This window comes from Archangium sp., from assembly GCF_045802675.1.
Classification (GTDB): domain Bacteria; phylum Myxococcota; class Myxococcia; order Myxococcales; family Myxococcaceae; genus Archangium.
In genome coordinates this window covers 75,104-101,168 of record NZ_JBJMQO010000076.1, presented here as the reverse complement: position 1 = coordinate 101,168, position 26,065 = coordinate 75,104, and the positions used below count along the sequence as shown (strand labels likewise).

The 26,065-nt window shown below is 70.6% G+C and carries 18 protein-coding genes, 5 tRNA genes and 1 other RNA gene; 16 read left to right on the top strand and 8 right to left on the bottom strand.

From position 1 onward, the window contains the following. The first annotated feature begins 150 nt into the window (after positions 1-150). A complete protein-coding gene (locus tag ACJ8AN_RS20660) occupies positions 151-1,359 on the top strand; it encodes a hypothetical protein (protein WP_407757116.1) in 1,209 nt (402 codons plus the stop codon). Between the two features lie 76 nt (positions 1,360-1,435). Here ACJ8AN_RS20660 and ACJ8AN_RS20655 read toward each other — a convergent pair whose 3' ends face one another. After that, positions 1,436-2,476, bottom strand: coding sequence for a hypothetical protein (locus ACJ8AN_RS20655; RefSeq protein WP_407757115.1), 1,041 nt, complete (start codon positions 2,474-2,476; stop codon positions 1,436-1,438). A gap of 139 nt (positions 2,477-2,615) precedes the next feature. Between ACJ8AN_RS20655 and ACJ8AN_RS20650 the strand changes: the two genes are divergently transcribed. From ACJ8AN_RS20650 to ACJ8AN_RS20635, 4 genes are read left to right on the top strand one after another with little or no spacing between them, the layout of a single operon-like run. Next, a complete protein-coding gene (locus ACJ8AN_RS20650) occupies positions 2,616-3,257 on the top strand; it encodes an RNA polymerase sigma factor (RefSeq protein WP_407757114.1) in 642 nt (213 codons plus the stop codon). Next, the gene (locus tag ACJ8AN_RS20645) at positions 3,254-3,853 is read left to right on the top strand and encodes a hypothetical protein (protein ID WP_407757113.1); all 600 of its coding nucleotides are present in this window, start codon (positions 3,254-3,256) and stop codon (positions 3,851-3,853) included. The genes ACJ8AN_RS20650 and ACJ8AN_RS20645 overlap by 4 nt, the downstream gene beginning before the upstream one ends. Continuing rightward, on the top strand, positions 3,850-4,338 hold the full coding sequence (locus ACJ8AN_RS20640) for a hypothetical protein (protein WP_407757112.1): 489 nt from the start codon (positions 3,850-3,852) through the stop codon (positions 4,336-4,338). The genes ACJ8AN_RS20645 and ACJ8AN_RS20640 overlap by 4 nt, the downstream gene beginning before the upstream one ends. A gap of 11 nt (positions 4,339-4,349) precedes the next feature. Then, entirely contained in the window at positions 4,350-6,143 is a 1,794-nt protein-coding gene (locus ACJ8AN_RS20635) for a tetratricopeptide repeat protein (protein ID WP_407757111.1), read from the top strand. Positions 6,144-6,147: 4 nt separating this feature from the next. On the opposite strand, the gene ACJ8AN_RS20630 is transcribed toward ACJ8AN_RS20635, so the two are convergent. The 6 genes from ACJ8AN_RS20630 to ACJ8AN_RS20605 all read right to left on the bottom strand — a co-directional run bounded on the left by ACJ8AN_RS20630 (position 6,148) and on the right by ACJ8AN_RS20605 (position 14,969). Further along, positions 6,148-6,969, bottom strand: coding sequence for a protocatechuate 3,4-dioxygenase (locus ACJ8AN_RS20630; RefSeq protein ID WP_407757110.1), 822 nt, complete (start codon positions 6,967-6,969; stop codon positions 6,148-6,150). 198 nt (positions 6,970-7,167) lie between these two features. Next, complete coding sequence (locus tag ACJ8AN_RS20625; RefSeq protein WP_407757109.1) at positions 7,168-9,063, bottom strand: HEAT repeat domain-containing protein; 1,896 nt, start codon at positions 9,061-9,063, stop codon at positions 7,168-7,170. A 19-nt stretch (positions 9,064-9,082) separates the two neighbouring features. Further along, positions 9,083-11,629, bottom strand: coding sequence for a lectin-like protein (locus ACJ8AN_RS20620; RefSeq protein WP_407757108.1), 2,547 nt, complete (start codon positions 11,627-11,629; stop codon positions 9,083-9,085). Positions 11,630-11,914: 285 nt separating this feature from the next. After that, on the bottom strand, positions 11,915-12,859 hold the full coding sequence (locus ACJ8AN_RS20615; protein WP_407757107.1) for a polysaccharide deacetylase family protein: 945 nt from the start codon (positions 12,857-12,859) through the stop codon (positions 11,915-11,917). Positions 12,860-12,869: 10 nt separating this feature from the next. Further along, entirely contained in the window at positions 12,870-13,583 is a 714-nt protein-coding gene (locus ACJ8AN_RS20610; protein ID WP_407757234.1) for a glycosyltransferase family 2 protein, read from the bottom strand. 72 nt (positions 13,584-13,655) lie between these two features. Next, positions 13,656-14,969, bottom strand: a complete 1,314-nt coding sequence (locus tag ACJ8AN_RS20605; RefSeq protein WP_407757106.1) for a protoporphyrinogen/coproporphyrinogen oxidase — start codon at positions 14,967-14,969, stop codon at positions 13,656-13,658. A 220-nt stretch (positions 14,970-15,189) separates the two neighbouring features. On the opposite strand from ACJ8AN_RS20605, the gene ACJ8AN_RS20600 reads away from it, so the two are divergent. The 9 genes from ACJ8AN_RS20600 to ffs all read left to right on the top strand — a co-directional run bounded on the left by ACJ8AN_RS20600 (position 15,190) and on the right by ffs (position 22,085). Next, positions 15,190-19,422 carry a tetratricopeptide repeat protein gene (locus ACJ8AN_RS20600; RefSeq protein ID WP_407757105.1) on the top strand — a complete coding sequence of 1,411 codons (4,233 nt, stop codon included), beginning with the start codon at positions 15,190-15,192 and terminating at the stop codon, positions 19,420-19,422. 92 nt (positions 19,423-19,514) lie between these two features. Beyond that, positions 19,515-20,795, top strand: a complete 1,281-nt coding sequence (gene serS / locus ACJ8AN_RS20595; protein ID WP_407757104.1) for a serine--tRNA ligase — start codon at positions 19,515-19,517, stop codon at positions 20,793-20,795. Between the two features lie 110 nt (positions 20,796-20,905). Next, positions 20,906-20,992, top strand: a tRNA-Ser gene (locus tag ACJ8AN_RS20590). A gap of 44 nt (positions 20,993-21,036) precedes the next feature. Continuing rightward, positions 21,037-21,126 (top strand) — tRNA-Ser (locus ACJ8AN_RS20585). 80 nt (positions 21,127-21,206) lie between these two features. Next, positions 21,207-21,283 (top strand) — tRNA-Arg (locus ACJ8AN_RS20580). A gap of 25 nt (positions 21,284-21,308) precedes the next feature. Continuing rightward, entirely contained in the window at positions 21,309-21,776 is a 468-nt protein-coding gene (gene tadA / locus ACJ8AN_RS20575) for a tRNA adenosine(34) deaminase TadA (RefSeq protein WP_407757103.1), read from the top strand. Positions 21,777-21,781: 5 nt separating this feature from the next. Beyond that, a tRNA-Ser gene (locus tag ACJ8AN_RS20570) sits at positions 21,782-21,868 on the top strand. Between the two features lie 13 nt (positions 21,869-21,881). Continuing rightward, positions 21,882-21,968: transfer RNA gene (locus tag ACJ8AN_RS20565), tRNA-Ser, on the top strand. A 22-nt stretch (positions 21,969-21,990) separates the two neighbouring features. After that, positions 21,991-22,085, top strand: an RNA gene (ffs, locus tag ACJ8AN_RS20560) — signal recognition particle sRNA small type. Positions 22,086-22,161: 76 nt separating this feature from the next. Here ffs and ACJ8AN_RS20555 read toward each other — a convergent pair. Beyond that, a complete protein-coding gene (locus ACJ8AN_RS20555) occupies positions 22,162-23,607 on the bottom strand; it encodes a mannosyltransferase (RefSeq protein WP_407757102.1) in 1,446 nt (481 codons plus the stop codon). Positions 23,608-23,814: 207 nt separating this feature from the next. On the opposite strand from ACJ8AN_RS20555, the gene dnaX reads away from it, so the two are divergent. Then, positions 23,815-25,032, top strand: coding sequence for a DNA polymerase III subunit gamma/tau (gene dnaX / locus ACJ8AN_RS20550; protein WP_407757101.1), 1,218 nt, complete (start codon positions 23,815-23,817; stop codon positions 25,030-25,032). A 196-nt stretch (positions 25,033-25,228) separates the two neighbouring features. Continuing rightward, entirely contained in the window at positions 25,229-26,044 is an 816-nt protein-coding gene (locus ACJ8AN_RS20545) for a DNA polymerase III subunit gamma/tau (protein WP_407757100.1), read from the top strand. Positions 26,045-26,065 lie beyond the last annotated feature (21 nt).

Sequence of the window (26,065 nt, the reverse complement as noted above, 5' to 3'; positions counted from 1 at the left end):
TGGGGGGAGCGCGGAAGCTATCAGAGCGGAGAAGAACCGTCCCAGGCCCTCCGCCACCCGGTTGAAGCTGTAATAGCGTCGTGATTGATGCCACCCGACTCATATCGCCTCCACCCCCTTCGACCCGTGACACGAAATTCCGGGCAAGCCGTGCGGCGGATTTTCTTCGGGCTCCTGGGATTGCTCGGCGCCTGCACCCCCACCGAGCCGCCGTCCCCCGGCTCCCCCACCCCCTCGTGCTGGACCGTGCTGGACGAGGCCGCCTCGCTCGCCCCCTGGCGGGCCGCCTGGACGACGGTGGGCGAGGTCCCCCTCGATGACCAGGGCGTGGGGGGGTGGGTGGACGTGCCCCTCGGGACGGGCACGCGGGGCGTGGCGCTCCGCGTCACGGACGCGAGCGGCAAGGCGGCGTGCGTCCAGCTCCAGGAAGTGAAGGACTCGGAGGGAGGGGCCTGGGTGACGCCACCGGCCTCGCTCGAGGACTATGGCCCGTACTGCCGCGGCTGCCCCGAGCGGGTGTCCGTGGGGGTGGGCGCGGGCCTCTACGTGCTGCCCTCGGGAGAGCGGACCGCTCCCCTGCCCTCGGGTCTCCAGGTGCGCGCGGCGGCTCGCGAGTGCGCCACCTTCCTCCCCACCCGGCCCGGCGAGCATCCGGAGCGCCTGCGCCTCGAAGCGCTCTCCCTGCCCGAGGTGGACGAGACGCGCGAGGGCGTGGTGCTGCTGGAAGTCGCCATCACCTCCGGCTCCGTCTTCCACGAGGACGAAGCACCCCTGCCCGCGGACCTTGTCGCGGCGCTCGACGAGGTGAATACCTGGCTGCGTCCGGGACGGCTCTCGGTGCGTGCGGTCCGCGTCCGCCGCGTGGACGTGGAGGATCCGCTCGACTTCCAACGGGGTGACTACACCGCGCTCGAACGCCTCTTCAGCACGCTGCACGCCTGTGACGAGGGAGGCCTCGCCCCCGATGACGGCCAGGTGCCCCTGGTGCTCGCCGGCTGCCTGCGCCTGACGGACCCGGTGCAGAACAAGACGAGCGAGCCCGAGGGCTTCGTGCCGGGCATCCCCGCTGGACTGGCGGCACCGGGGCGGGCGCACGGTGTCTTCATCCGGGGCCGCGGCTGCCGCGACAGCTCGCCGCACATCTCATGGCCCACGGGGTACCTCGGCCGGCTCATCGCGCACGAGCTGGGCCACTACCTCGGCCTCTACCACGCCGTCGAGGAGGACGGGACGGCGGATCTCCTCGACGACACGGGCGCCGACAACCTCATGCACTACCGCCCATCCAGCGTCACCGCGCCCGCCTTCAGCGCGAGCCAGTTGCGCATCATGCGCCGGCACCCGGCGGTGCGCTGGTAGCGAGCGGCCCGCTCGAAAACAACGAGGCCGCGGCCCGGGGAGGGGGAAAACCGGGCCGCGGCACTCGGGGGGCGCCTTACCGGCGTCCCTCTCCACCACCGTGGCCACCGGGGCCGTGCGAGGGCAGCTCCACCGCGGTGCCATCGAGCGTCGCCGTACCGCAATCCGGCCCGAAGACGAGCTCGTGGGTCGTCCCGTCACTGCTGCCGCGCGTCAGCGTGCCGGAGATCGGCCACGGGCACACGTTGCGCGGGGGCCGCACGAGGTTGGCGAGCGTCACGGTGCCCGTCGTGCCATCGAGGAACTCCTCGGTGTACGAGCCGTTGATGGTGCGCACCGGCGGCGTGTCGCTGGAGAAGTCGGTGCTCAGCGAGCCGTTGAGGTGCACCGAGCGCACCACCGTGCCCGACGCGTCGATGAGCTTGCGGGTGATATCCGCCTGCGTCGTCTTCTGCTGCGGCGGGGCGCCCTCGACGAGCTGCGCGCTCGAGGCGCTGGTGCCCTCCACCGTCGAGACGTTGCCCTCGGAGTCCGTGCGGGTAATCAGGTACGTCACGGACTGGTTCTGCGTCACCGCGCTCTCGCACCCGTTGGGCGTCTCGTACGTATAGGTGATGTCCACCGTGCCGCTGGAGGGGCCGCCGTGCGGCCCGCGGCCGCCCTCCTTGCCAGCCCCGTCCGGCGGCGGCAGCCCGCCACCGCCGTGTCCACCCAGGCCCGACACCGTCGAGTACCCCGTGGTGCCCGCGGGAGGGGGCGGAGGCCGCTGGCCATCCCCACCGTGTCCGCCGCCACCGGGCCGCTGGGGCGCCGCGCAGTCCGTCCACTCGAGGTGGACCGCGGCCGGCTGGGTCTTGCCGCAGACGTCCACGTACGAGATGTCCGGGCTCGAGTCACAGTGGAAGCCCTCCACCGCGTCGGTGCGCAGCTTGTCCGTCCCGCGCATCAGGCTCGACACCTCCACCGCATCACTCGAGTCCGAGGAGGTCTCCACCGCCTGGGACACTCCCGTGGTGGCGTCCTCCGTCGTCGTGGACGCGTTGCAACCGCTCACCATCGCGCCCGCGACGAGCGCGCTCACCGCCAGCCAGGGACCGCCCATCTTCTTGAAAGTCATTTGCCCTCCGTTTGTGTTTCCCGTTCCGGCCCATCTCTCGACTGCGCCCGTAGGACGAGGAGGCTGAATTTCGTGTTCCCGGCGCCGGCATTTCTCCGCGCTTGTGGAAGGGCTCGCGCGGGCGGATACACTGGGCGCCTTGAGTGAGAACGACGAACTGCGCGCATTGATCGCCGAGGCCCAGGACGGCAACGTCCGCGCCTTCGAGCTCCTCATGTCGTCGCACCTGCCCCAGGTGCGCCGCTTCGCGCGCGCCTTCGCTTCCTCCGACGCGGACGTGGACGACCTGGCGCAGGAAGCCCTGGTGAAGGTCTACAAGAGCCTGCGCTCCTTCCGCTTCCAGGCCGCCTTCAAGACGTGGCTCTACGCCCTGGTCCGCAACGTCTTCTTCGATGCCACCCGCAGCCGCGCGGGCCGGGAGCGCTCCCTGGAAGAGCCGCTCGAGGGAGGCAACGCCCACGCCCCCTCGGACGCCGTGCCCGCCGACGAGGAGCTGGCCCGGGCCCAGGAGCGTCAGCGGTTGTGGCGCGCCCTCCGCCAGCTTCCGGCCGAGTTCCGCACCGCGGTGGTACTCTTCGACGTCGAGGGGCATACCTACGAGGAGGTCGCCGCCATCGAGGGCGTGCCCATCGGGACGATCAAATCGCGCCTGTCGCGAGGCCGGGGGTTGCTGAAGAACCTGCTGGCGGGCGGACAGGAGCCCGGCTCCCTGGCTGGCGGGCAGGACGTGGGAACATCCAATAGCGACGTTTCGTCCCAGGGACGTAGGAGTGGAAAATGACCGAGACCGAAGAATCCGAGGAGCGCGCGCTGCGAGAGCGACTGTCGGCGCTGCGGGAGGAACCGGCCGGGCTCGATTTCCAGGCCTCGCTCCACCGCCGGCTGGTGGCGGCGGGACCGCCCGAGCCCGCCCCGGGGTGGGACCGCGTGCGGTGGCTCTTCCGCCGCAACGCGCCATGGCTGTGGCCGGTGGTGGGCGTGGCCGCGGGCATCCTCGCCTTCCTGCTGATGAGCGCGCTGCGGCAGCCCCCCACCCCGCCGACGCTGGTGGCCGAGGCCTCGCGCCCGCTCGCGGAGCCGGGCACCCAGGTGCCGGTGAGCAAGGTGGCGGTCATCAAGCTGGACTTCACGGCGGACGTGGCCGTGGCGGAGGCGGACTTCCAGGTGAGCCTGCCCGAGGGCCTGTCCTTCTGGGCGGACGGCCGTGAGCTCGCGCTGCGCTCCTTCGAGTGGACCCAGCCGCTCAACGCGGGGAGCAACGTCATCCCCATCGCGGTGCGCGGGCAGAAGCCGGGCCGCTACCTGGTGACGGCCCAGGCGCGCACGGGCAATCAGAGAATCGAGCACGAGGTGGTGCTGGAGGTAACGGCAGGATGAACAGGACCCGAGCACAGCTCTCAGCGGGCCTCGCCGCGCTCGTGCTGCTCGCGGGTGGGGCCGCGCGTGCCCAGGCGCCCGCCACGCCTCCTCCCGCGGCGGAGACTGGAGCGGCGCGTCCACCCGAGGCCGCACCGCCCGTCCCGCAGCCCCCCGCCCCGGAGGCACGCGGCTCCGAGGCGCGCGCCCACGTGCACAGCTCCCACACGGTGGACGTCATCGCCCCGGGCGAGCAGGTGGACACCATTCTCGGCCGCATGCGCGTGGAGCGTCCCTCGCCGCCCCCTCGGGGGGGTGACGCGGTCCGGCCGCCGCCCGGCCAGGAGTCCCGCGGGCCCCACGGCCAGGAGCCTCGGGGTCCACCCTCGGGCCCGGGAGGACGCTCGGGACAGCCGCGTCCGGGTGAAGAGGGGCGTGGGCCGCGGGGCGACGGCTCGCGGCCTCCCCCCTCCTCGCAGCCGCCGCCTTCTCCGCCTCCACGATGATGGTTGCCCCGATGCTCACGCTCGTGGCGATGCTGGTCGCAGCCGATCCGCTCGCCGAGGCGAAGCAGTCGTTTGCCGCTGGCCAATACACGGAGGCGGAGCAACAGGCGTTACAGGCCGCACAGCCGCCGCGGCTCGGTGCCGCGCTCTACCTGGTGGGACTCGCGCGCTTCCGCGCGGGCCGGCCCGCCGAAGCCCTGGAGGCCCTCGAGGCCGCGGGACGAGCGGAGGATGCACCGCCACGCGCGTCGTGGAGCTTCAACCGGGGCGCCTGCCTCTACGCACTGGAGCGCTTCGCCGAGGCCGAGCAGGCCTTCCTCGAGGCCACGGCGGACGAGGCCCTCGCGCGCGTCGCCTGGGTGAACGCGGGCTTCGCCGCACTGGACGCGGGCGCTCCCGAGCGCGCCGCACAATGGGCGGAGCGAGCGAAACCCGGCGCCTCCGAGCGGGAGGCCGCACAGGTGGAGGAGTTGCTCGCCCTCGCCGCACGTGCGCGAGGGAGCAGCGAAGACGCGGAGGCCCCGCGGGAGGAGGCGTACACGCGGGGCCTCGCGGCCTTCGACGCGGGACGCTTCGAGGAAGCCCGGACGCTCTTCCTCCAGGACGCGAAGAGAGACCCGGACTCCGGCCGGGCGCGGCTCATGGCGGGGGCCTCGGCGTACCGGCTGGGAGAGCGCGAAATGGCGCGGGAAGACGTCACCGCGGCCCTCTCGCTGCAACTGGAGCCTCAGGACAGACGGACCGCGCACGACTACCTCGACCGGCTCTCCTTCGGGCTGCGCGCCAGCGGCCAGGGATTCCAGGTGTCGGCGGGAGCGGGTGCCGGCTTCGACAGCAACGTGCTCCAGGTGGGCGTGGCGGCGCGCGACGTCTCGACGAGCGCGCGGACCGCGAGCACTTTCGCGGAGGCAGGGCTCGGGCTCGGGGCCCGCTTCCGGCTGTCGGACGCGCTGTTCGCCGACCTCTCCTACGGCGGCACGCAGCGGGCCTATGCGACGAGCGCCGCCGAGGACTACTCGCTGCAACTGCACCGCGCGGCCGTGGCCGTGGAGTGGGAATCGGCTCACCGCTTCCGCCTGGGCCTCGCGTCCTGGGGAGACGTGTTCTTCACCGGCCTGTCGGACTTCCGCGGGCTGCAGGCCTCCCTCACGGGCTCGGCGTGGCTCGCGCTGGACGAGAGCGAGCACACGAGCACCCGGCTCGACGTGTCGCTCGCGCGCAAGGCCGGGCTCGGCAGCGAGTTCAGCTATCTCAGCGGACGGCGCCTGGATGCGACGCTGTCCCAGGAGCTCCGTTTCCGGCTCCTGGCGATGACGGCCTGGTACCGCTACCGCGAGGACCGCATCGGGACGCTGGTGCAGAGCGCCTCCGTAGTCACCACGGGCACGACGCAGGAGTACGTCATCCCCTTCGCGTGGACCGGGCATGCCGGGGGCGCCTCCGCGCGCATGGTGCTCGGCGAGCGGTTCGACGCGGGCCTGGACGCCGAGGCGGAGTGGCGCCACTACCTGAGCGACAGCTCTCTACGGGTGCAGGCGGCCGACGGGAGCACGGAGGAATGGAACCTCCGCCGGCGCGCGGACGTGCGCTTCGCCCTCGTTCCCACCGTGAGCGCCCGGTTGTCGAAACATCTGCGGCTCTCCGCCCGATACGAGCTGCTGGTGAATACCTCCAACGTGGACACGCGGCTCGCGGACGCCGCCGGGACGTGCACGGCGCCCGATTACCTGTGCCACCGCTACGACTACACGAACGGCAACTACCAGAAGCACCTGGTGATGCTGGAGCTGGGCGCCACGTGGTGAGCGCTCAGGCGTGCACCACGAGCGTCTTCCAGGCCAACAGTGCCCCGTCCTCCAGTTGCTTCGCCTGGAAGAGGTGGTTGCTCAGCGAGCTCTCCTTGATGACCTTGTCATTGGCGTTGGCCGTGTCCTTGGCGCCACGGGTGCCGTAGAGCGGCTGGCTCGCGATGATCTCGTTGTTGAGCGCATCGTCGAAGAAGAGCTGCGAGGTGAGGTACTCCGTGCCGCCTACGCGCACGGTGAAGTGGATGTGGACGCTGCGGCTGCTGTACCAGCCGGGGAAGCAGGTGTTGAAGTCCACGCGCCCGTTCGCATCGGCCGTCTGGATGCCGCGGAAGTAGCGAGCGGCACGAGCGGCCGCGTTGCCATTGGTGCACATGTTGGCCGCGTCGCTGCCCGAGTACAGCCCCGAGGGATTGGCGTGCCACAGCTCCACGGTGGCGCCCGGCATGGGCTGGCAGGACGCGTTGACGACGAGGAAGGCGAGCCGCACGGGCAGTCCCGCCTGGCCCTCGCTGAGGTCCATCCGCTCCACCGTCAGCGCGTGGCAGGGCCCGAGCGTCGACGCCTTGTAGAGCGCGCAGGTGCTGCCGAGGCCCTCGGTGAACGGGTCCGCGTAGTTGCCGGACATGGACGCCGTGCCGCCCGTGGCCCAGGTGCCGCTGGCGCCCTCCCACGTGCCGTCGGTGCTATCGGAGGTGCCAGCCCCGGTGCTGCCCCCGCACCCCAGCAGGCTCACGAGCGGCGCCAGCGCCACCGCCGTGCCCACGGTCTTCAGCAGCGCACGGCGGGGAAGCAACAGCTGTCTGGGATTCTTCGCGGGTTTCACTGTGGCCTCACCCCAGGATGAAGGCGCCCGCTCCTTCTCGAGCGCCCGATACGAGGTGTGACGAAAACCCTTCGCGCGGTGTTCCCGGCCACGAATTTCTTTTCCGGCGCGCACCCCAGGTGAGGGGCCGCGGCCCTTTCCCCTCGCCCTCCGGGAGAGGGAAACTTCACTCCTCTCTGGTCCCTTCCCTGAAGGGGATTACCGGAGCTCCTCGGCGGTGACGAAGCGGCCGATGAGCACCTGCAACTCCGGCACGGTCTCTCGGTGGAACTGCTGGACGAGCGCGAGCCGGGCGGAGGCATCGGTGCGGGCGGCCGAGCCCAGCAGGGAGATGAGCGCCGAGCGGGTCCGCGCATCCGGCTCCGAGACCAGCCGCGCGGCGGCGGCGGTGAGCACGGCCGGAGAGGCGGGACGCTCCTCCTCGCGCACCTGCTCGGCGAGCGTGTCGGCGATGGAGCGGCGCACCTGGGCGTCCTTCTCCTGGCCGAGCCACTCGACGAGCACCGGCTCCACGGTGGAGGGCTCCATGCGGCGCCAGGCGCGGGCGGCGTGGGCGCGCACCAGCGGCGAGGCGTCCTGGTTGTAGCCGCGCAGCGAGTCGGCGAAGCCCTCGTCCCCGGAGTTGCCGATGGCGTCGAGCGCCACCGCGAGGTCCTCGGTGCCACGGGAGGTGCGCAGGCGCGTGTCGAGCTCCTCGTGGGACAGGCGGGCCACCTCGGGCATCCGGGCATCGACGCGGTGGGAGAGCGCCCCGAGCGCCAGCAGCGAGGCATCGGCCACCTGCCGCTCCTCGGGGTCCGCGCGGTTGCCACGCGCCTGGCCGATGAGGGTGTGCGCGGTGCGCTCGGAGGGGCGGGGAATGTCCTGGAGGGCGACGGCGGCGCGCATGCGGTTCTGCGTGCCCACGCCTCGATCCGTGAGCGCCGAGGCGAGCCCGTTCTCGGCGGCGAGCGTGCCGGTCTTCTCCAGCGCGAGGAACAGCACGGAGTGGAGCTGCTCGGGCACGGTGCCGCCGCGCATGCGGGCAATCAGCTCGGGGATGGCCTCGGGGTGGACGGACAGGTAGCTGGCGAGGCGCACGGCCGCGTCGTGCACGTTGTTGTGCCCCCCGCTGAGCTTGTGGGCGAAATCGGCGAGCGCACCCTCGAGCGTCAGGGCGGCGAGGGCCGCATCCGGCGCGGGGGGCAGCTCGGGAGCGGAGCGCTGGGCACCGGAGGCGGAGTCGCCCCAGGCGAAGCGGCCGGCGTCGAGGTGGGCCAGGGCGTCCGGGGCGCCGCGGGCCCCGTCCAGGCGCTCCAGCTCCACCTGGGAGCTCACGTCACTGAGGAGCTTGCTGCCCATCCACACGCGCAGGTGCTCGGCGCCGTGGAGCTGGCCCACCCAGCGGCCCTTGGCGTCGAGTGTGGCGCGGGTGTCGCCGGAGAGCACGTCGACGCGCATGCGGCCGCCGAGCTGCTCCGGGAGCAGGGGCAGGCTGGAGGCGATGTACTGGCCGTGCTGGCGCGAGAAGGCCGGGGCCTCGTCCGGGCCGGAGGCGGAGGACTCGAGCGCATAGGTGGCGTCATAGGCGCCGAGCGAATCCTTGTGGCGGGAGACCCACCGGGCCTGCGGGAGCGGCGGGAGGATGAGCTCGGCGGCCTGGAGCGTGCCCTGGAGCTGGCGGCGCGCCTCGGCATCCAGGGAGGAGTCGAAGGCGAAGTCGCGGAAGCGGCAGTCGCGGCCGATGTGGAAGAGGAAGGGAGCCTCGAGGGCGGCGCGGCGGGCCCCATCGGCCTGCGCGCCCCCTTCGAGCAGACGAACATCGGACAAGGTCGCGGCCACGACCCACCCCGAGGCCGAACGCTCCTCGAGGACCCGCCACCAGAGGGTGGCATCCAGGCTGAGCTGCTGGGGCGTCGCGGTCTCGGAGGCGCGCGCCGAGCTGCTGGCGCGCACGTGGAAGGCGAGCTCCTCTCCGGCCGAGAAGCGGCAGGAGAGAGGACGCCGGGGTGCCGCCGTGGGCTCCTGGGCGGGCCGGGAGGGCCGCATCAGGACGTAGGTGGCTGCGAGACCGAGGACGAGGGTTCCGAGAAGGACGGGCGTGCGGCGGGTCATGGTCGCGATCCTCAATGCGTTACTGAAGGGTGATGGCCGAACCGCTGCGCTTGAGCAATTCCGTCGAGTACGAGTAGCCGTCGTAGCTGAACAGGTTGTACTCGGCGAGCGTGTCCCAGCCCCAGCACGGGTACTTGAAGGTGATGCCCCACTTCTTCTTCTTGCACCAGCTGGCCTCGAGCTGCTCGATGGTCAGGTCGATGCTGCCGTCGAGAGTGGAGATGCGGAACGTGGCGTTGGTGGTGTACGCGACGGTCAGCTTGAGGGGGCTGGTGCTGTTGATGACGAAGGAGAGCCCGGCGGACATGCCATCGGTGGAGCTGGTGTTGAAGCCGAGGACGGTGAGGGAAGCGGAGAGCGTGGCCTTGTAGAGGGTGAGGTTGAGCGTGCCGCTCACGCTGAGGCTGGCCTGGGTGTAGGGGCGCACCTGCACGGTGATGCTGGTGGCCGAGAGCGTGGAGCTGAGCTGGTAGCCGGCCGTGGCGCTGAAGCACCCGGAGATGTCGATGGAGGCGACCACGACACCGTACGAGTAGGTGAGGCACTTCTCCTTCGTGTAGCTCTTGTTGTACGAGTAGGAGACGGTGCCGGCGGTGTTGCTGTAGCTCAGCAGCGCGGTACCGAAGACCTTGAAGCCGGTATCCAGCGAGGCCTGCGCGGGCGACACGGTGGCGGAGGCATCGCCCCAGGCCTGGGCCAGGTCGAAGCTGCCGAAGAAGCCCTTGATGGAGGCCTTGGCGCTGTTGTCCGAGTAGGCGCCGGTGAGGTTGAGCGTGTTCGTCGAGCCACCCGTGAGGGCGAGCTGGAGGGTGCTCGAGGAGCCCCAGGAGTTGCTGAACGACTTGGACACGTCCATGGACGAGGCCGAGGAGGACGAGAAGGTGCCGCGCACGAGGCGCACGGAGAACACCTTGCAGTTGTTGGCGCGGCCGTCCGGGCCGGCGGCCTGGGGGTCACCGATTTCCGGGAAGGGCACCATGGCGCAGGCACGCACCTGGTAGTCGGTGGCGGCCGCCCAGGGGCCGCCGGGGCTGGTGAGCAGGCGGAACTCCTCGGTGGGGTGCAGCCGGGCGTCGAGCTGCAGCGCCTCGCCCGGCTTGAGGTTGCCGATGGGGGCATGGGTGGCCTCGGGGTTGGCGTTGAGCCGCTTCCAGCCCACGCTGCCGGTGTCGGGCGTGGCGATGATGTCGTAGGCGAAGTCCACCGCCGCGGGCAGGGTGGAGGAATTGGCCTCGTCGAAGTCACGGCCGTAGGCGGCGACGCTGATGCCGGCGACGAACAGGGGACGGGGGGCCTCGGTGCTTCCCGACTGGATGTCCGTGGGCTGGCCCGGTGGGTCGAGCACGACTACCGACGAGTCCGGCGTGGCCGAGAGCATGGAGATGTCGTTGCCGGGCGGAGGCCTGACGGTGACGTTGATGACGCAGCCGGTGCGCTGCGTGCCCGTGACGGGGTCCGTGGTGGTGCACCGCTGGCCGAGCGTCGTCTGGGCCTCCTTCTCATTGAAGATGAGCCACTTGTTCTCCTCGGTGGTGAACTCGTCGGCGCCATCGAGCAGGACGAAGAAGTTGGCGGCGCGCTGCGGAGCGCCATTGAGACACTCGGGGGGGACGATGCCCTCGATGTCGACGTACTGCTGGCTGCCGTCGCCCGGGAGGGTGATGCGGGTGCCGCCCACGACGCAGCTCTGCAGATTGGCGAGCTCCTCGTCGGTGGGATTGGGGCCGCTGGGCTTCTGCATCAGGCCGAGCGAGACCACGAAGCTGTTCTTGTTGCCGGTGCCCTTGAGGCCCACGCGGGCCTTGAGGGGGTAGTTGACGAAGACGTTGCCGCTGGCGGCGTGGTCCACGTTGAGGCTGTTGACCTCGATGGCGAGCGGGCCGCCGAAGCAGGCGTTGGCCGTCGCGTCGTAGCGCTGGCCCGTCGGGCACTGGCAGCGGTAGGTGGAGTCCGTGGCCACGCCGCAGGTGGCGCCGCCGCCGCAGGTGACGGGCTGCGCACCGAACTCGCACACGTACGGACTGGCGGAGGACGTACAGGAGACGTCGTCCCACGTGCCGATGTCCCACATCCGGCCGCAGTTCTGGTTGCCGTTCTCGTAGCGGTCCCCGTCATTGGGCTCGCCCGTGTTCCAGTTGGTGTAGGTGGGCGTCTCTCCCTCTACCGTGAGCCAACCGGCGCCCGGCTGCGTCTGCCCGCTGCTCTGGCGGAAGCCGATGTGCAGGAGCAGGCCCCCGTTGATGGAGTGGATGGCCTCGTTGTCGGCCGAGCTCATCGGCACCGCGAGCCGGCCGCCCATGGCCGTGCAGTCCGCCTTGGCCGCATCCCAGCTCTTGTTGGTGGAGTAGCGGTAGTACACCGTGTTGCCGCTGGTGGACTGGGCCGCGGGAGCCGGAGCGCACTGGTCGGTGGTGACGAGCGCGGCGCTCTGCTCCGGGAAGGGAGTGACGGCGTCCGCGTCGGCGGAGGACTCCGGAAGACCGCCGCAACCACTCCAGAGGAGCGCGGCGAGTCCCAACGACAACCACGGGCGTGGCACGGCCTGTGGCGTTCTGGATTCACGCATGAAGGGGTGTCCTGACAATGGGTGGGGCCGCTCTCCCCGGGTGGATACCGGAGCGAGACGCGGCCGTGCCCGCCACCCGTGTGAGCGCGGTGAGCGGGAGCACGACTGCTTGGACCCGCGACCACAAACGCCGGGCAAGGGGTGCTGCTTTTTGTCTCGGGACTTCAGGTGTAGACGTCTACACCTTGGGTGGGCAAACACCCACACCGAGTGTAGACGTCTACACCTGGGCCGCGCCGGAGCCCGTGTTCTGGAAATACGCGGCGCGGGGCGGAAGCGGGGCCGCTACACGGTGCCAGCGAGCCAGGCCGCCGCGTCGCGCAGCGTCACCACGTCGGAGTCGGACCTCAGCCAGCCGAAGAGGGCCCGCAGCCGCTCCAGCTTGTGCGCCACGGGGACTCGCAAGTCCCGCTGCTGGCGCAGCAACTCGGGAGGGATGCCATCCTCCGCGCCCAGCACGTCCACCGCGTGCAGTTCGAAGTTGAAGAGCGGGTCTCCCGCGAGCGCGCGGTACGCGGCTCGGACCGCGGGCAGTGGCAGCGTGGTGGCGAAGGTGCCGATGAACGGGAAGCGCACGCCGGGCGTCACCGCCATGGGCAGCTCCAGCACGGCCCCCGTGCCCCGCCGGTACGGTTGCGCGGGGTCTGGCCGGTACGGCGTGCGCGGCGAGAGCAACACCCGGGGCGAGTCCAGCACCGCGCGCGAGGGACGTCCCAGGAGCGCCAGCGCGCCCATCACCGCCGCCTTCGCCGTGTAGTACGGGGCCGCGGGGAAGGCGGACGAGCCATAGCGGTAGCCGCGCTCCACCGTCGCCGCGTACAGGGCCGCGTTGAGCGTGTAGCCCGGCGCGCGGAAGCCCACCGGACGAGCGCCCGTGGCCGCCTCGAGCACCTCGTCCGCGCGCCGCAAATCCTCGCGGATGCTCTCGGGCGCCCGCCGCGTCAGCGCGTAGTCGTGCGAAAAGCTGTGGCTCGCCACCTCCACGCCCGCCTCGTGCGCCGAGCGCAGTGCCGCCGCGGCTCCCGCGTCCGCCGCCACGTCCTCACCGATGGCGAAGAACGTCCCCGGCACGCCCACCGACGCGAACAGCTCGCGCAACCGGGGCACCGCCGTGGAGTACACGAGCCCCCGGGCCCGCGCATCCAGCAGCGACTCGGGCAGCCCGTGGATGCGGCAGTAGTGCGGCAGCGAGTCCAGGTCGACGGAGATGGATGCGAGCCGCCGCGCCACCCTCGCCTCCTCAGGTGCCGCGGATGCGGATGACGTACACCAGCTTGCCCACGTTCTTCAGCACGTTGGGCACGCGCTTGAAGAGGTGGATGGAGGGCTGGCGCTTCTCGTGGAGCTTGATGGGGATCTCCACCACCCGCAGCCCCTGGCGCCAGGCGCGGATGACGAACTCGCTGGCGAACACGTCCATGTCCACCACGCACCGGGCCACCACGGGCATCAGCGCCTCGCGCCGGAAGGCCTTCAGCCCGTGCGTGTCCGTGCCCTGGAAGCCCAGCGTCACCCGCAGCAACCCGTTGTGCACCCGCGTGGCCACGCGCCGCACCAGCGGCCTCTGGTCACTCGAGCCCTTGGCCGCCTTCGAGCCCACCACCATGTCCGCCCCGCCCTTCTCCAGCACCGGCAGCGCGGCGTCGTAGAAGGTCAGGTCGCACAGGTCGATCTCATCGCAGAAGACGTAGGTGCCCCGGGCCTTCTCGATGCCCGCCTTGAGCGCCGTGCCGTAGTTGGGCCGCTCCGAGTGGAACCAGCGCAGGCGCGGATTCTTCGAGCACATCTCCTCGAGGATCTGCGGCGTGGAGTCGCGCGAGCCGTTCTCCGCGAAGAGGATCTCGTAGTCCCAGCCGCGTGCATCCAGCCCCTGCGAGAGCTCCGCGGCGGCGGCGGCCACGATGGAGGCCTCGTTGTAGACGGGGATGACGATGGAGAGGTACGGGGCGGCCATGGACAAGCGCGTCACGTAGCACGCCCCCGAGGGCCCCGTCGACGGCCAACTACCGCTCCCGCCGCCCCTTCGTCAGCCGTTCAACCGGCGCGCGCAGGCCCGTCCGGCGAGGATGGCGTCCTCCATGGACGAGTACTCCCACTGGCCGTAGCGCCCCGCGGTGAGGATGCCCGCGTGCTCGAGGAAGCGGAGGATCTCCGTCTTCGCCGGCCCGTAGGCCTCGTCGTAGAGGACGTAGGCGTGGGGAATCTCCCGCGCCCTGGCGAAGAGGATGTCTTCCGCCGAGTGCACCATCTGCGAGCGCACCAGGTCCTCCACGGCGTGGGCCTCGGCCTGGGCCAGGGAGAGCTCGCCGTGGTGGCTGTACTCCACGGAGAAGGTGGCGGTGTCCGGAGGGGCCAGCGGCGCGTACACCGCCGAGGGCGAGCCGATGCGGTACGACTTGAACTCGGGCTCGGGCAGGTAGATCCAATGCCACGGCTGCCGGTTCTTCCCCCGGGCGGCGACGCACACGTACGTGACGGTGGTGGCGCGCAGACGGCCGGCGGCGGCGAGCACCTCGTCGGGCACACCGGAGGCTCCCTTCGCCACCAACCGCACCAGCCCCGGCAGCGAGATGGAGGAGATGAGCTGCGAGTAGCCGAGCGTGCGCCCGTCCGACAGTGTCACCTTCCGGGCCTTCCAGTCGATGGCGGTGGGCTCGGTGTCGTAGCTCAGCTCCCCGCCCTTCAAGTGGGCGAGCATGGCACGGGCGAGGCTCTCGATGCCGCCCTCGCGCGGGTAGAGGAAGGAGGCGTTGTAGCCCAGCGCATCGCTGCCCACGCCCAGCGCCCCGTCCACCACTTCCTTCAACGTCGGCCGGGGCACGAAGCGCCCCACCCAGGCGGCGGACAACTCGGAGGGGTCCACCGTCCACAGCTTCTTGTTGTAGGGGACCATGAAGTTCTTGGCGAACCCCTCCCCCATGTAGCGCAGGATGAACTCGGTGAAGTTGCGCGGCTCGCGCTCGCGCAGCTCCCGGCCCTTCTCCCCGTAGAGGGCCTCCACGAAACCCACGAGGTTCTCCGCCACCACCTCTGGCGGCAGCCCGTGCGTGTTCACCTGGTAGGGAAAGCGCGTGAAGACACCTCGCGAGTAGATGCCCGCCTTGCGCTGGATGGTGACGAGCTGGTCCGGCAGCCAGCGGGTGTTCACCAATTCCTTGATCTCCGGATCTCGCAGGTGCAACCAATGACCCGTGGGGTCGAAGTAGCAGCCGTTGAGAATTTCCGTCTTGATGAGACCGCCGACCCGCTCGGACTTCTCGATGAGGCGCCAGGGACGCTGCAGGAAGTGTGCGGCGGAGAGCCCGGCGAGGCCCCCTCCGAGAATGACGATGGGTTCCATGGGAAAGCCGGGTCTACCACCTTCGCCGCTACGTCGCGCAACAGGAGCGTGCTCGGGATGGTAGCCGGAAGGCGGTCCCCCGCCCGCCTGCCCTGCCGCCAGGGATGTGTCGCGGGAAGAGAGCGCGTTCTTTGCCGCCTGGAAAATGCCTCTGATAACCTGCGTCGGCCGCGGGTCAGTGCGGCCGCTCGCGTCCCATGGCCCCCGCTGAAGGAAACCCATGAAAGTCTCCTGCCCGTCTTGCCAGACGAACTACAACATCGATGACAAGCGGATCCCGCCGGGCGGCGCGAAGCTCAAGTGCGCACGGTGTCAGAACACCTTCCCCATCAAGCCCGCGGATCCGGTGAGCGAGGGCGCTCCCGCCGCCGTGCCGCTGCCCGGGCCTGGCGCGCCCCCGGCCGATGCGTTCGCGGGTTACGACGACTACCAGCGTCCTCCCGAGTCCGAGGCCACGCGTGTCGTCAGCATGCCGGTGCCGACCGCGGCCTACCGCGACAGCGCGGCCCCCGCCGTCACCTCCGAGGCCATTCCGCTGCCCGGCGCCACCGCTCCTTCCGGGGACTATTCGGCGGACGTGGCGTATGGCGTGAGCGCGTCCTCGAGCGAGGCCATCCCGCTGCCCGGCGCGAGCGATCCGTACGCGGGCAGCGCGTACCCGGAGGCCGGTGGTGCCGGGGATCCCTACGCCGCGCAGGGCTTCGACTACGCCGCGGATCCCTACGCCGCCGCGCCCCAGGCGGACGCCATCGCCCTGCCGCCTCCGCCCTCGGACAATCCGTACGCCGCGGATCCCTATGCCGCGGATCCCTACGCCGCGGATCCCTACGCGGCCGCGCCCCAGGCGGATGCCATCGCCCTGCCGCCTCCGCCGTCCGCCGAGGAGCCGTATTCGTACGCGGGCACTCCGCAGGGAAGCATCCCCCTGCCGCCGCCTCCCGCCGACAATCCGTACGCCTCCGACGCCGGGGGCGGTGCCGCGTACGGCTCGTACCCGCAGAACACAGCCGAGGTGGACACGTTCGGCCTGTCCTCCGAGCCGGCCGCGGATCCCTACGCCGCCGCCCCGGGGGCGGAGGATCCGTTCGGCCTGCCGCCTCCGCCCGCCGAGGACGCGTTCGCCTCCGCGCCCATCGAGGACGACTTCCCCGAAGCGGCCGTGGAGCCCGTGGAGGAGGATCCGTTCGCCCTGCCACCTCCGCCCGCCGCCGCCGCGCCCATGGAGGAGGATCCGTTCGCCCTGCCGCCTCCTCCCGCCGCCGCCGCGTCCATGGAGGAGGATCCGTTCGCCCTGCCGCCTCCTGCCGCCGCGCCCTCCACGGTGGATGTCGGCATGGACTTCTCGGAGCCCCCGCCGGCCGCGCCCATGGCGGGCTTCGACGACGTGGACTTCGGGAGCCCCACGCCCGCCGCGGCCTCCATGCCCGACGCGCTCGAGTTCGACCCTTCCGCGCCCTCGCGGCCCGGGGGCGATGACCTCGAGGCGGACCTCTCCGCGCCGCTGCCGCCGCCGCCCGCTCCGGGCACGGCCGACGGCCTGGAGATGCTCAGCTTCATCGACGACGCGGCCAAGGACAGCGGCGCCAACGCCAAGGCCAAGAGCAACGTGCGCCGCTTCCACGTGCGGCGCCGCTCGGGCAAGGTGTTCGGGCCCTTCGAGGAAGGCGTCGTCGTCAAGATGCTCGAGGACGGGCAGCTGCTGGGCAACGAGGACGTCTCCACGGATGGGGACAGCTGGGCGCCCATTGGCACCCTGCCCACCTTCGCCGCGGCCATCCAGAAGCTGATGGAGGGACCGGGGACGACCGCCCCCGCCCCCACGATGCCCGCCAACGAGCCCGGCTCCAAGGCGAACCAGGCCGCCGTGAGCGCCGCCAGCGCCGCCAATGTGGAGCGGCTGAACCAGCTCTACGGCGGCCGCATGGCCCAGGTGTCCATGGTGGACACCACCTCGCGCCTGGAGCTCATCCTCGCCCAGGTGAAGAAGCGCCTGCCGGTGGTCATCGCCGCCAGCTCCGCCATCGTGGTGCTCGGCGTGGGCTTGAGCTTCGGCACCACGCGCTACGGCGTCTTCGGGATGAAGAAGTTCCTCCCCTCCCACGTGTCGGCCGGCTCCTCCGAGGCCGCCGACGTGGAGGCCGCGCGCAAGGCGCTGCTGCAGGACTCCATCCAGGGCTACAAGCAGGCCCGCACGCTCACGGACAAGGTGCTCGCCACCAAGGAGTACCCCGAGGTGCGCGCCCTCTGGTGCCAGGCCGTCTTCCACCTGGAGCGCCGCTACCAGGCCGCTGGCACCGACGCCAGCCGCTGCCGCTCCGAGGAGGAGGCCGGCAACCTGGAGCTGCTCGGCGAGAAGAACATCGAGTACACCAAGTACCTCGTGGGCAGCGCCCTCGCCACGCGCGACCCCGCCACCGCCGCGCAGCTGGCCAAGGACGCCTGGAGCCGCGACGCCAACCAGGGTGACGTCGAGCTGGCGCTGCTGCTCGCCGAGGCCCAGGCCGCGCAGAAGGACAGCGCGGGCGCCATCGACACCCTCACCAAGGTACTGGCGAAGCAGCCGGACCTGGCCCGGGCGCAGCATGCCCTCGGCAACCTGTACCAGGCCGCGGGCAAGGCGGACGAGGCCTCCAAGGCCTACGAGGCCGCGCTCAAGGCGGACCCCACCCACCTGACGTCCGCGGTGGAGCTGGCCGCCGTCGAGGTGCTGCTGCGCAAGAACGCGCAGAAGGGCCTCGAGGCCGCCGAGCGCGCGCTCGACGAGAAGCAGCAGTCGCAGCTGGGCAACTCCGAGCTGTCGCGCGCCCGCACCTTCAAGGGCATCGCCCTCTTCCAGCTCGGCAAGCTCGAGGAGGCCGACAAGGAGCTGCGCGCCGCCCTGGAGAAGGACTCCAGCTCGCTGCTCCTCAAGAGCTACCTGGCGCGCGTGCTCAACACCCAGCGCCAGTACAAGGACGCCCTGCCCCTCTGGGAGGCGGTGTCCAAGGCCGAGCCGAAGAACCTCGAGGCCGCCGACGGCTACATCACCACCCTGCTGGCGCTCGGCAACCTGGAGGAGGCGCAGAAGCAGGTGGAGGACGCCGCCAGGCGCTTCCCCAACAACGCCCGCATCGAGTACCTCACCGGCCGCGTCGACGAGGCGCGCGACAGCAACATCTCCGCCGAGCAGCACTACCAGCGCGCCCTCAAGGCCGATGCCGAGCTCGTCGAGGCCCAGGTGGCCCTCGGCCGCTTCTACCTGCACCTGCGCCGCACCGAGCCGGCGCGCGAGCAGCTCGAGGCCGCCGCCACCAAGGCGCCCAATGACGCCCGCGTGCACGTGGGGCTGGCCGAGCTGGCCCTCGCCACGGACGACACCGCGAAGGCCCAGGAGGAGCTCGAGCGCGCCGTCGGGTTGGATGCCAACCTCGCCGACGCCCACTTCGGCCTGTCCCAGCTGGCGCTGCGCGCCGGTGACCTGGAGAAGGCCCAGAAGGAGGCCGACACCGCGCTGACGCTGGACGCCTACACGCTCCGGGGGGCCCGCCTGCACCGTGGCACCGTGCTGTGGCGCCAGGGCAAGCTGGACGAGGCCATCACCGAGCTGCAGGAGGCCAAGAAGGCCGAGCCGCGCTCGGCGGCCATCTCCACCACCCTGGGCGCCGTCTTCCTCGACAAGGCCACCGCCGCCTGGAAGGAGCAGAAGGCCACCGACGCCTCCAACGCCCTCAAGGAGTCCGAGGTCAACCTGATGCTCGCCCTCAAGAGCGAGCCCTCCAACCCCGAGGCCAACTTCTACATGGCCCAGACGAAGGCCACCGCGGAGAAGGTGCCCCAGGGCAAGGCCAAGGAGGGCCGCGGTGACTACACCGAGGCCATCGAGAGCATGCGCACCGCGCTGGAGCGCGCTCCCAAGCGGGCCGACTACCGCTTCGCCTCCGGTGTGCTCTTCCGCGACGCCAAGCAGCTGCCCGAGGCCATCGAGCAGTGGAAGGAGGCCGTGAAGCTCGACCCGAAGCTGGCCGACGCCTACGAGGCCATGGGCCTGGCCTACCTGGAGCGCAACGAGTTCGACGAGGCCATCTCCGCCTTCCAGGCCGCGCTCAAGGCGGACCCCAAGCGCACCCGGGTGCTCGCCCTCGTGGGGGACGCGTACTTCAGCGCCACGCGCTGGCGCGAGGCCACCCGCTCCTACGAGCAGGCCGTCAAGGCGGATCCGAGCCTCACCGCCACCTACTACAAGCTGGGCCGCGCCTGGAGCGAGCAGAACCAGTACGCCAAGGCCATCGAGTGGCTGACCAAGGCCACCTCCTCCCAGCCGGACAACGCCGACGCCTGGCACGACCTCGGCTACGCCTTCAAGGAGAAGGGCAAGAAGAAGGACGCCCTCAAGGCCTTCCAGCAGTACCTCACCCTCAAGCCCGAGGCCGAGAACCGCAAAGAAATCGAGGACGAGATCAGCTTCCTCGAGTAGGCCCCCCTGCCCCACCCGGGCGTCCGTTTCCGGTCGCCCGGGTGCGACATGGCTTGCCGGGCCCGCGTGGCGTGACTAGAACCCGCCACGCCATGTTGGATCTCAAGTACGTCGCGCAGAACTTCGATGCGGTCGTCGCCCGGTTGCAGTCCCGCGGCGGCAGCCTGGACCTCGGCCCCTTCAAGAGCCTCGTGTCGGAACGGCGAGACCTCTATGTGGCGATGGAGTCGCTCTCCGCCCGCCGCAACACCGCCAACGAGGAGATGAAGCGCAAGGCGAAGGAGGACCCCGCCGCGCTCGACGCGTTGCGCGGGGAGATGCGCACCGTCTCCCAGAACATCAAGGAGAAGGAGGCGCGCCTCAAGGAGGTGGAGGAGGAGCTCAGCCGCATCCTGCTGCTCATCCCCAACGTGCCCCACGAGTCGGTGCCCGTGGGCACCAGCGCGGACGACAACGTCCAGGTGCGCGCCTGGGGCGAGAAGCCCAACCTGCCCTTCACCCCCAAGCAGCACTTCGAGCTGGGCGAGAAGCTGGGCCTGTTGGACTTCGAGCGCGCCGCGAAGGTGTCCGGCTCGCGCTTCACCTTCTACAAGGGGGCGCTGGCCCGGCTGGAGCGGGCGCTCGTCTCCTTCATGATCGACGTGCACACCCAGAAGGGCTACGTCGAGCTGCTGCCGCCCTACCTCGTGCTGCGCGAGTCGATGATGGGCACCGGCCAGCTGCCCAAGTTCGAGGACGACGCCTTCAAGACGGTGGGGGAGCCCGAGCGCTTCCTCATCCCCACCGCCGAGGTGCCCGTCACCAACTACCACGCGGACGAGATTCTGGAGGGCGAGTCGATGCCGCTGCGCTACTGCGCCTTCAGCCCGTGCTTCCGGGCCGAGGCGGGCGCGGCGGGCCGGGACACCCGCGGCCTCATCCGCCAGCACCAGTTCCACAAGGTGGAGCTGGTGAAGTTCTCCCAGCCGGAGAGCAGCCTGGACGAGCTGGAGAAGCTGACGGACGACGCCTGCGACATCCTCCGGCGCCTGGGGCTGCACCACCGGGTGATGCTGCTGTGCACCGGGGACATGGGCTTCGGCTCCCGGAAGACGTACGACATCGAAGTCTGGCTGCCCGGCCAGGGAGCGTACCGGGAGATTTCCTCCTGCTCGGACTTCGGCGACTTCCAGGCCCGCCGGGCCAAAATCCGCTACCGGGCCCAGAAGGGAGACAAGCCCCAGCTCGTCCACACGCTCAATGGCAGCGGGCTGGCCGTGGGGCGCACGAGCGTCGCCATCCTCGAGAACTACCAGCGCGAGGACGGAAGCGTCGTCATCCCCGAGGCGTTGGTCCCCTACATGGGTGGCCTCAAGGAATTGCGCCCGATGTAGTCGTCGGCGCGCTGTCAGCATCCGGGGCCCCACAACGTTGTTGCAATGGGCCCCGGATGTTGTAGAAGGGCGGCCCACGCAGTTCGGTGGTCCGCGCGGCTCCGGCAGTGGGAGGAGTGGCCGAGCGGCTGAAGGCAGCGGTCTTGAAAACCGCAGGTGGCGCAAGCTTCCCGTAGGTTCGAATCCTACCTCCTCCGAGTTTCGTGGTTGCAGCACGCGGTTCTTTGACAGTAAAGGCAGTGGAGAGATGGCCGAGAGGCTGAAGGCACAGGTTTGCTAAACCTGCATACTCGAAAGGGTATCGAGGGTTCGAATCCCTCTCTCTCCGCCACTCATCTTGGTTGTGGTAGCGCGAAAGTGGTTGTGGTACAGAGGCTGCGGTTGTGGTAGAGCGGTAAAGGAAATCGGCAAGCTCCCTTAGCTCAGCTGGATAGAGCGTCGGACTACGAATCCGAAGGCCGGAGGTTCGAATCCTCCAGGGAGCGCCATCCTTTCCCCTCCTCCCCATTCCCCATGAGTCCCGACGAAGTCTTCATGCAGCAGGCGCTTGCGCTCGCGCGAGAGGCCGCTGGACTCGGGGAAGTCCCTGTCGGTGCGGTTGCCGTTCACGATGGTAGGGTCATCGGGATTGGCTTCAATCGACGGGAGATAGACCGCAATCCCCTGGCCCACGCTGAAATCTTCGCGTTGGACGCAGCGGCCAAGGCGCTCGGAGCGTGGCGGCTCACCGGTGTCACTCTTTACGTGACGCTGGAGCCGTGCGCGATGTGCGCTGGAGCCTTGGTTCAGTCCCGTGTGACACGTCTGGTGTTCGGCACGATGGACCCCAAAGCGGGAGCCGTTGGTTCTCTCTACAACCTCGCCGAGGAGCCCCGGCACAACCACCGGCTCCAAGTGATGAGTGGGGTTTTGGCGGACGAGAGCCGCCAGATGCTGAAGGATTTCTTCGAGCGGCTGCGCGAGAAGAAACGCGACAAGTGAATATTGGAGAGCTGGCCGAGTGGTCGAAGGCACCTGACTCGAAATCAGGCATACCGGGAACGGTATCGTAGGTTCGAATCCTACGCTCTCCGCTGAGTGTCTCATGGAGAGGTGGCCGAGCGGTTGAAGGCGCACGCCTGGAACGCGTGTATATCTGAAAGGGTATCGTGGGTTCGAATCCCACCCTCTCCGTAGTCGTTACAGTTTTTGAAGAGCTTGTGGTCGGGACAACGTGGGGACGTGAACCCCGCCAGGTCCGGAAGGAAGCAACGGTAGCGCACCTCCGCGTGTGTCCCGGCCGTGTTCTCGTGAAGGAGCCGATTCCTCTGAAAAGGGGACTCGGCTCCTTCTTTTTTTGCCCGAAGGCGCCCTGCCCCGCGTGCGCTCAGTCGCGCGCGAGCACCGTCTCGCGGCCCACCTGCTCCACCACCCGGAAGCCGGCCGCCTGGAGCTCGTCCAGGGCACGGCCCTCGAAGGTGACGGCGCGGTTGATGCGGCGGTCTCGCATGGCGCCCTGGAAATTGGCGTCCTGGGGCCAGTCGCAGGTGCCCCAGGGGATGTTCTTCCCCAGGTAGAAGTAGCCCCCCGCTCCCCACAGGCCCTCGTTGACGATGAGCAGCCCGTGAGCGCTGTCGTCCCGGGTGGCCGAGACGATGGCGCGGAACTGGTCTCCACGCAGGTCCACGGGCGGGTAGGAGTGCCCGGTCACCAGCGTGGCGGCCAGGACCAGCGCCCCCAGGCCAGCACTCAGGCGGGCATGCGCGAGTCCTCGCAGGAAGTCGGCCACGGCCGGAGCCGCCGCCATGACGAGGAGGACGAGCCCCGGGTAGAGGAAGCGCTCCTCCTTGTGGGGCGTCGCGGTGATGACGGCGAGGTAGACCCCCGCGCACCACAGTGGCAGCGAGAGGGCGGGCCGCCGGAACAGCGAGCGTAACCCGAGGGGCGCCGCCGCCCAGACCCAGAGGGGCACGCCGGTGAGGAAGGGCCACAAGTAGAAGACCGGCGGTGAAGCGCCGAACTGCTTCTCGGCCTGCCCGGAGAGGACGTTGAAGTCCACGTAGGCCAGCAGGGAGTGGAAGGGCCTGCCCCATGTCGCCGCGTCGAGCGCTCCCAGGCCGAGCGCGACGCCCACTCCCGAGAGGCACGCCAAGGCAAGCACCCGCCAGCGCCGCCCCATCCCCAGCCAGACGAGCGCCGCCAGCACCATCACCGCCGAGCCATAGCGCGCCACCACCGCCAGCCCCAGCGCCAGGCCTCCCACCAGGCCCGCGCGCGCCGGGCGCTCGGTGCGATCCAACGCCTCCAGGGCCACCACCAGGAAGGCGGTGGAGAGGGACTCGCCCAGCGTGCGCCCCGCGAAGAGGAGCACCGGCCCGTAGAGGCCCACGGCCAGCGCCGAGAAGAGGCCTCCCATGGGCCCGGCGCGGCGCTCGGCGAAGCGGTACACGGCCCACAACATCCACCCGTGCAGCGCCGCCTGGGGAAGGGCGAGCAACGTCCGGTACGCCACCGGGTGCGTCAGGCCCAGCACGTCCGCGAGCCGCAACAGCCCCGCGGCCACTCCGGGCAGGGCCCAGTTGCGCAGCCCCACGCGCCACTCCCAGGCCAGCACGCCGTAACCGTGGGCGCGGAACCAGGCCGGCTCGAGGAACTGGTACACCTCGTCCGGGTGGAGCCGCCCGAGCTGCACCACCGCGAGCACCGCGGGCAGCAGCCCCACCACGCCCAGCAACAGCACCTGGGGCCAGCGCCGGCGCACCACCGGGGGCGGCGCCTCGAGGCCGGATTCGAGGGAGGGCGAAGGAGCGGGGACGGGCGCGGGAGCGGTCATCGGAAGGCCTCGCGACTCTCCCTGTCCTCTCCTGGAAGCGCAAGGCGCGCGCGTCCGTCCGCCCGCTTGGGGCACGTCTGCGACGCGGAGTGAATCACCCGACCTGGAGCGTCCCATCCATGGACGCCGGGGGGCGACCGGAAAAGTAGAGCAGGCGCATGGAATCCGTGCGCCCGCGTGTTCTACGTGGTTAGATTCCGGCCCCCCATGAGCTACCTCGTCCTCGCCCGTAAATGGCGCCCGCAGACCTTCGACGACATGACCGGCCAGGAGCACGTGGTCCGGACGGTCGCCAACGCCATCAAGATGAACCGGGTGGCGCACGCCTACCTGTTCTGCGGCCCTCGAGGCGTGGGCAAGACGACCGCCGCCCGCCTGCTCGCCAAGGCGCTCAACTGCGAGAAGGGCCCCACCGCCGATCCCTGCGGCGTCTGCCAGGCGTGCACGGAGATCGCCGCGGGCACCTCGGTGGACGTGGCGGAGATCGACGGTGCCTCCAACAATGGCGTGGAGAACGTCCGCGAGATTCGCGAGAACGCCAAGTACCTGCCGCAGCGCGACAGGCACAAGATCTACATCATCGACGAGGTCCACATGCTCTCGGGGGCGGCGTTCAACGCGCTCCTCAAGACGCTCGAGGAGCCGCCCGGCCACGTGAAGTTCATCTTCGCGACCACCGAGGCGCACAAGCTCCCGGACACCATCCTCTCGCGCTGCCAGCGCCACAACTTCCGGCGCATCTCCGCCAAGGTGATGCTCGATAGGCTCAAGTACATCTGCGAGCAGGAGAAGGTCGCCATCTCCGACACCGCGCTCTCCATGGTGGTGCGCCAGTCCGAGGGCGGCATGCGCGATGCGCTCAGCCTCCTCGACCAGATCTTCTCCGCCTGCGGCGCCGAGCCCACCAACGAGGCCGTGGCCGATGCGCTGGGCGCCATCGACCGCACCGTGGTGCAGGACTTCGCCGAGGCGCTGGTGCGCAAGGACGCCAGGCGCGTGCTGGAGCGCGTGGAGGAGGTCTTCAACCGCGGCACGGACCTCAAGCGCCTCACCGAGGAGCTGGCCCTGCAACTGCGCCACCTCTTCGTCGCCAAGACGCTGGGCGAGGCCCCCTCGGAGCTCGCCGAGTCCGAGCGCACCGCCCTCACCGCACTCGCCAAGGACGCGGACTCCGCCCAGATTTCGCGCCTCTTCGACATCGTCCACGGGAGTGTGTGGGAGGTGTCGCGCGCGCCCCAGCCCCGGCTCGCGCTGGAGATGGCGCTGCTCAAGGCGATTCAGCTCTCGCCGGCCGGCTCCATCCCGGAGCTGCTCGCCCGGGTGGATCGCCTCTCCGCCGGACTCGGCGGTTCCGATGACGCTCGCAAGGTAGCTGCTGGGGCGCCCGGAGGTCGCCCCAGCTCCGCCAACTTTCGCTCCCACTGAGCGTCCGACAGAGCCCGCTCGCCCGGCTCCGGCGCCCCGCGCGCCCGAGCCCGCCGTGTCTCCCCCGGCGGCCGCGGCCCCATCGCGTCCGGGGGAGGCCCGTGCTCCGGCGCCGTCGGCTCCGGCTCCGCGTGCCCCGACGCCCGTCCCCGAGCCCGCTCGGCCCGCCCTGGCCCCGGCCTCGTCTCCGTGGGGCATGTCCCAGGGCGGACCCGTCCCGCGTCCCCCAGAGCCTCCCGCTCCCGCGCAGCCCGTGGTGCGCGTGACGAACGTGCGCCTGCCCCCGCAGCCGCCTCAGCCCCCTCCTCCCGTCGACGACGAGCGCTACTTCCCCGAGGAAGGCTCGCCGGAAGGCTGTGCCTCGGGCGAGTGCCTGCCCGACGTACCGCCCGCCCCTGTCGCCGAACCGGAGCCGGAGGTCGATTCCGTCCGGCCCTTCGACGTCCACCACACCGCGGGCACGGCGGCGCCCCTGGCCGCCTCGATGGGCCTCTCGGGCCGCGACAACCCCCGGAAGCCCCTCCAGGACCGGTGGCGCGCGGCGGTGGAGACCATGCGCGCGGCGTCGGGCCGGCACGCCAAGTCGCTCGCCTGCGGCCGCCTGCTGTGGATCCGCGAGGGCGAAGTGGCGCTCGCCTACCCTCCGAGCCAGGGCTTCCACAAGACCACGGTCGCCGGCACCTCCGGGCGCCCCATCGTCGAGAAGGCCCTCTCCGAGCACTTCGGCCGCCCCACGAAGCTCGTGGTCCAGGACTGCGCCGAGGGCGACAAGGGCCCGGCGGGCGCCGAGGTGACCGCTCCGGCGGGCACGGGCCTCATCAGCATCGCCGAGGAGGACGCCAAGGAGCGCGCCGCCTACGAGAAGAGCACCGAGGGCCGGGTCCGCACCCACCCCGCCATCCGCGCCACCCTCAAGTACCTCGGCGGCGAAATCGAGCACATCCAGGTGTACGACCAGCCCGTGCGCCCGGTGGCCACCCCGACGAACGACACTCCCGACGACAGCCCCTGACAACGGGCTCGCCCGACGCTA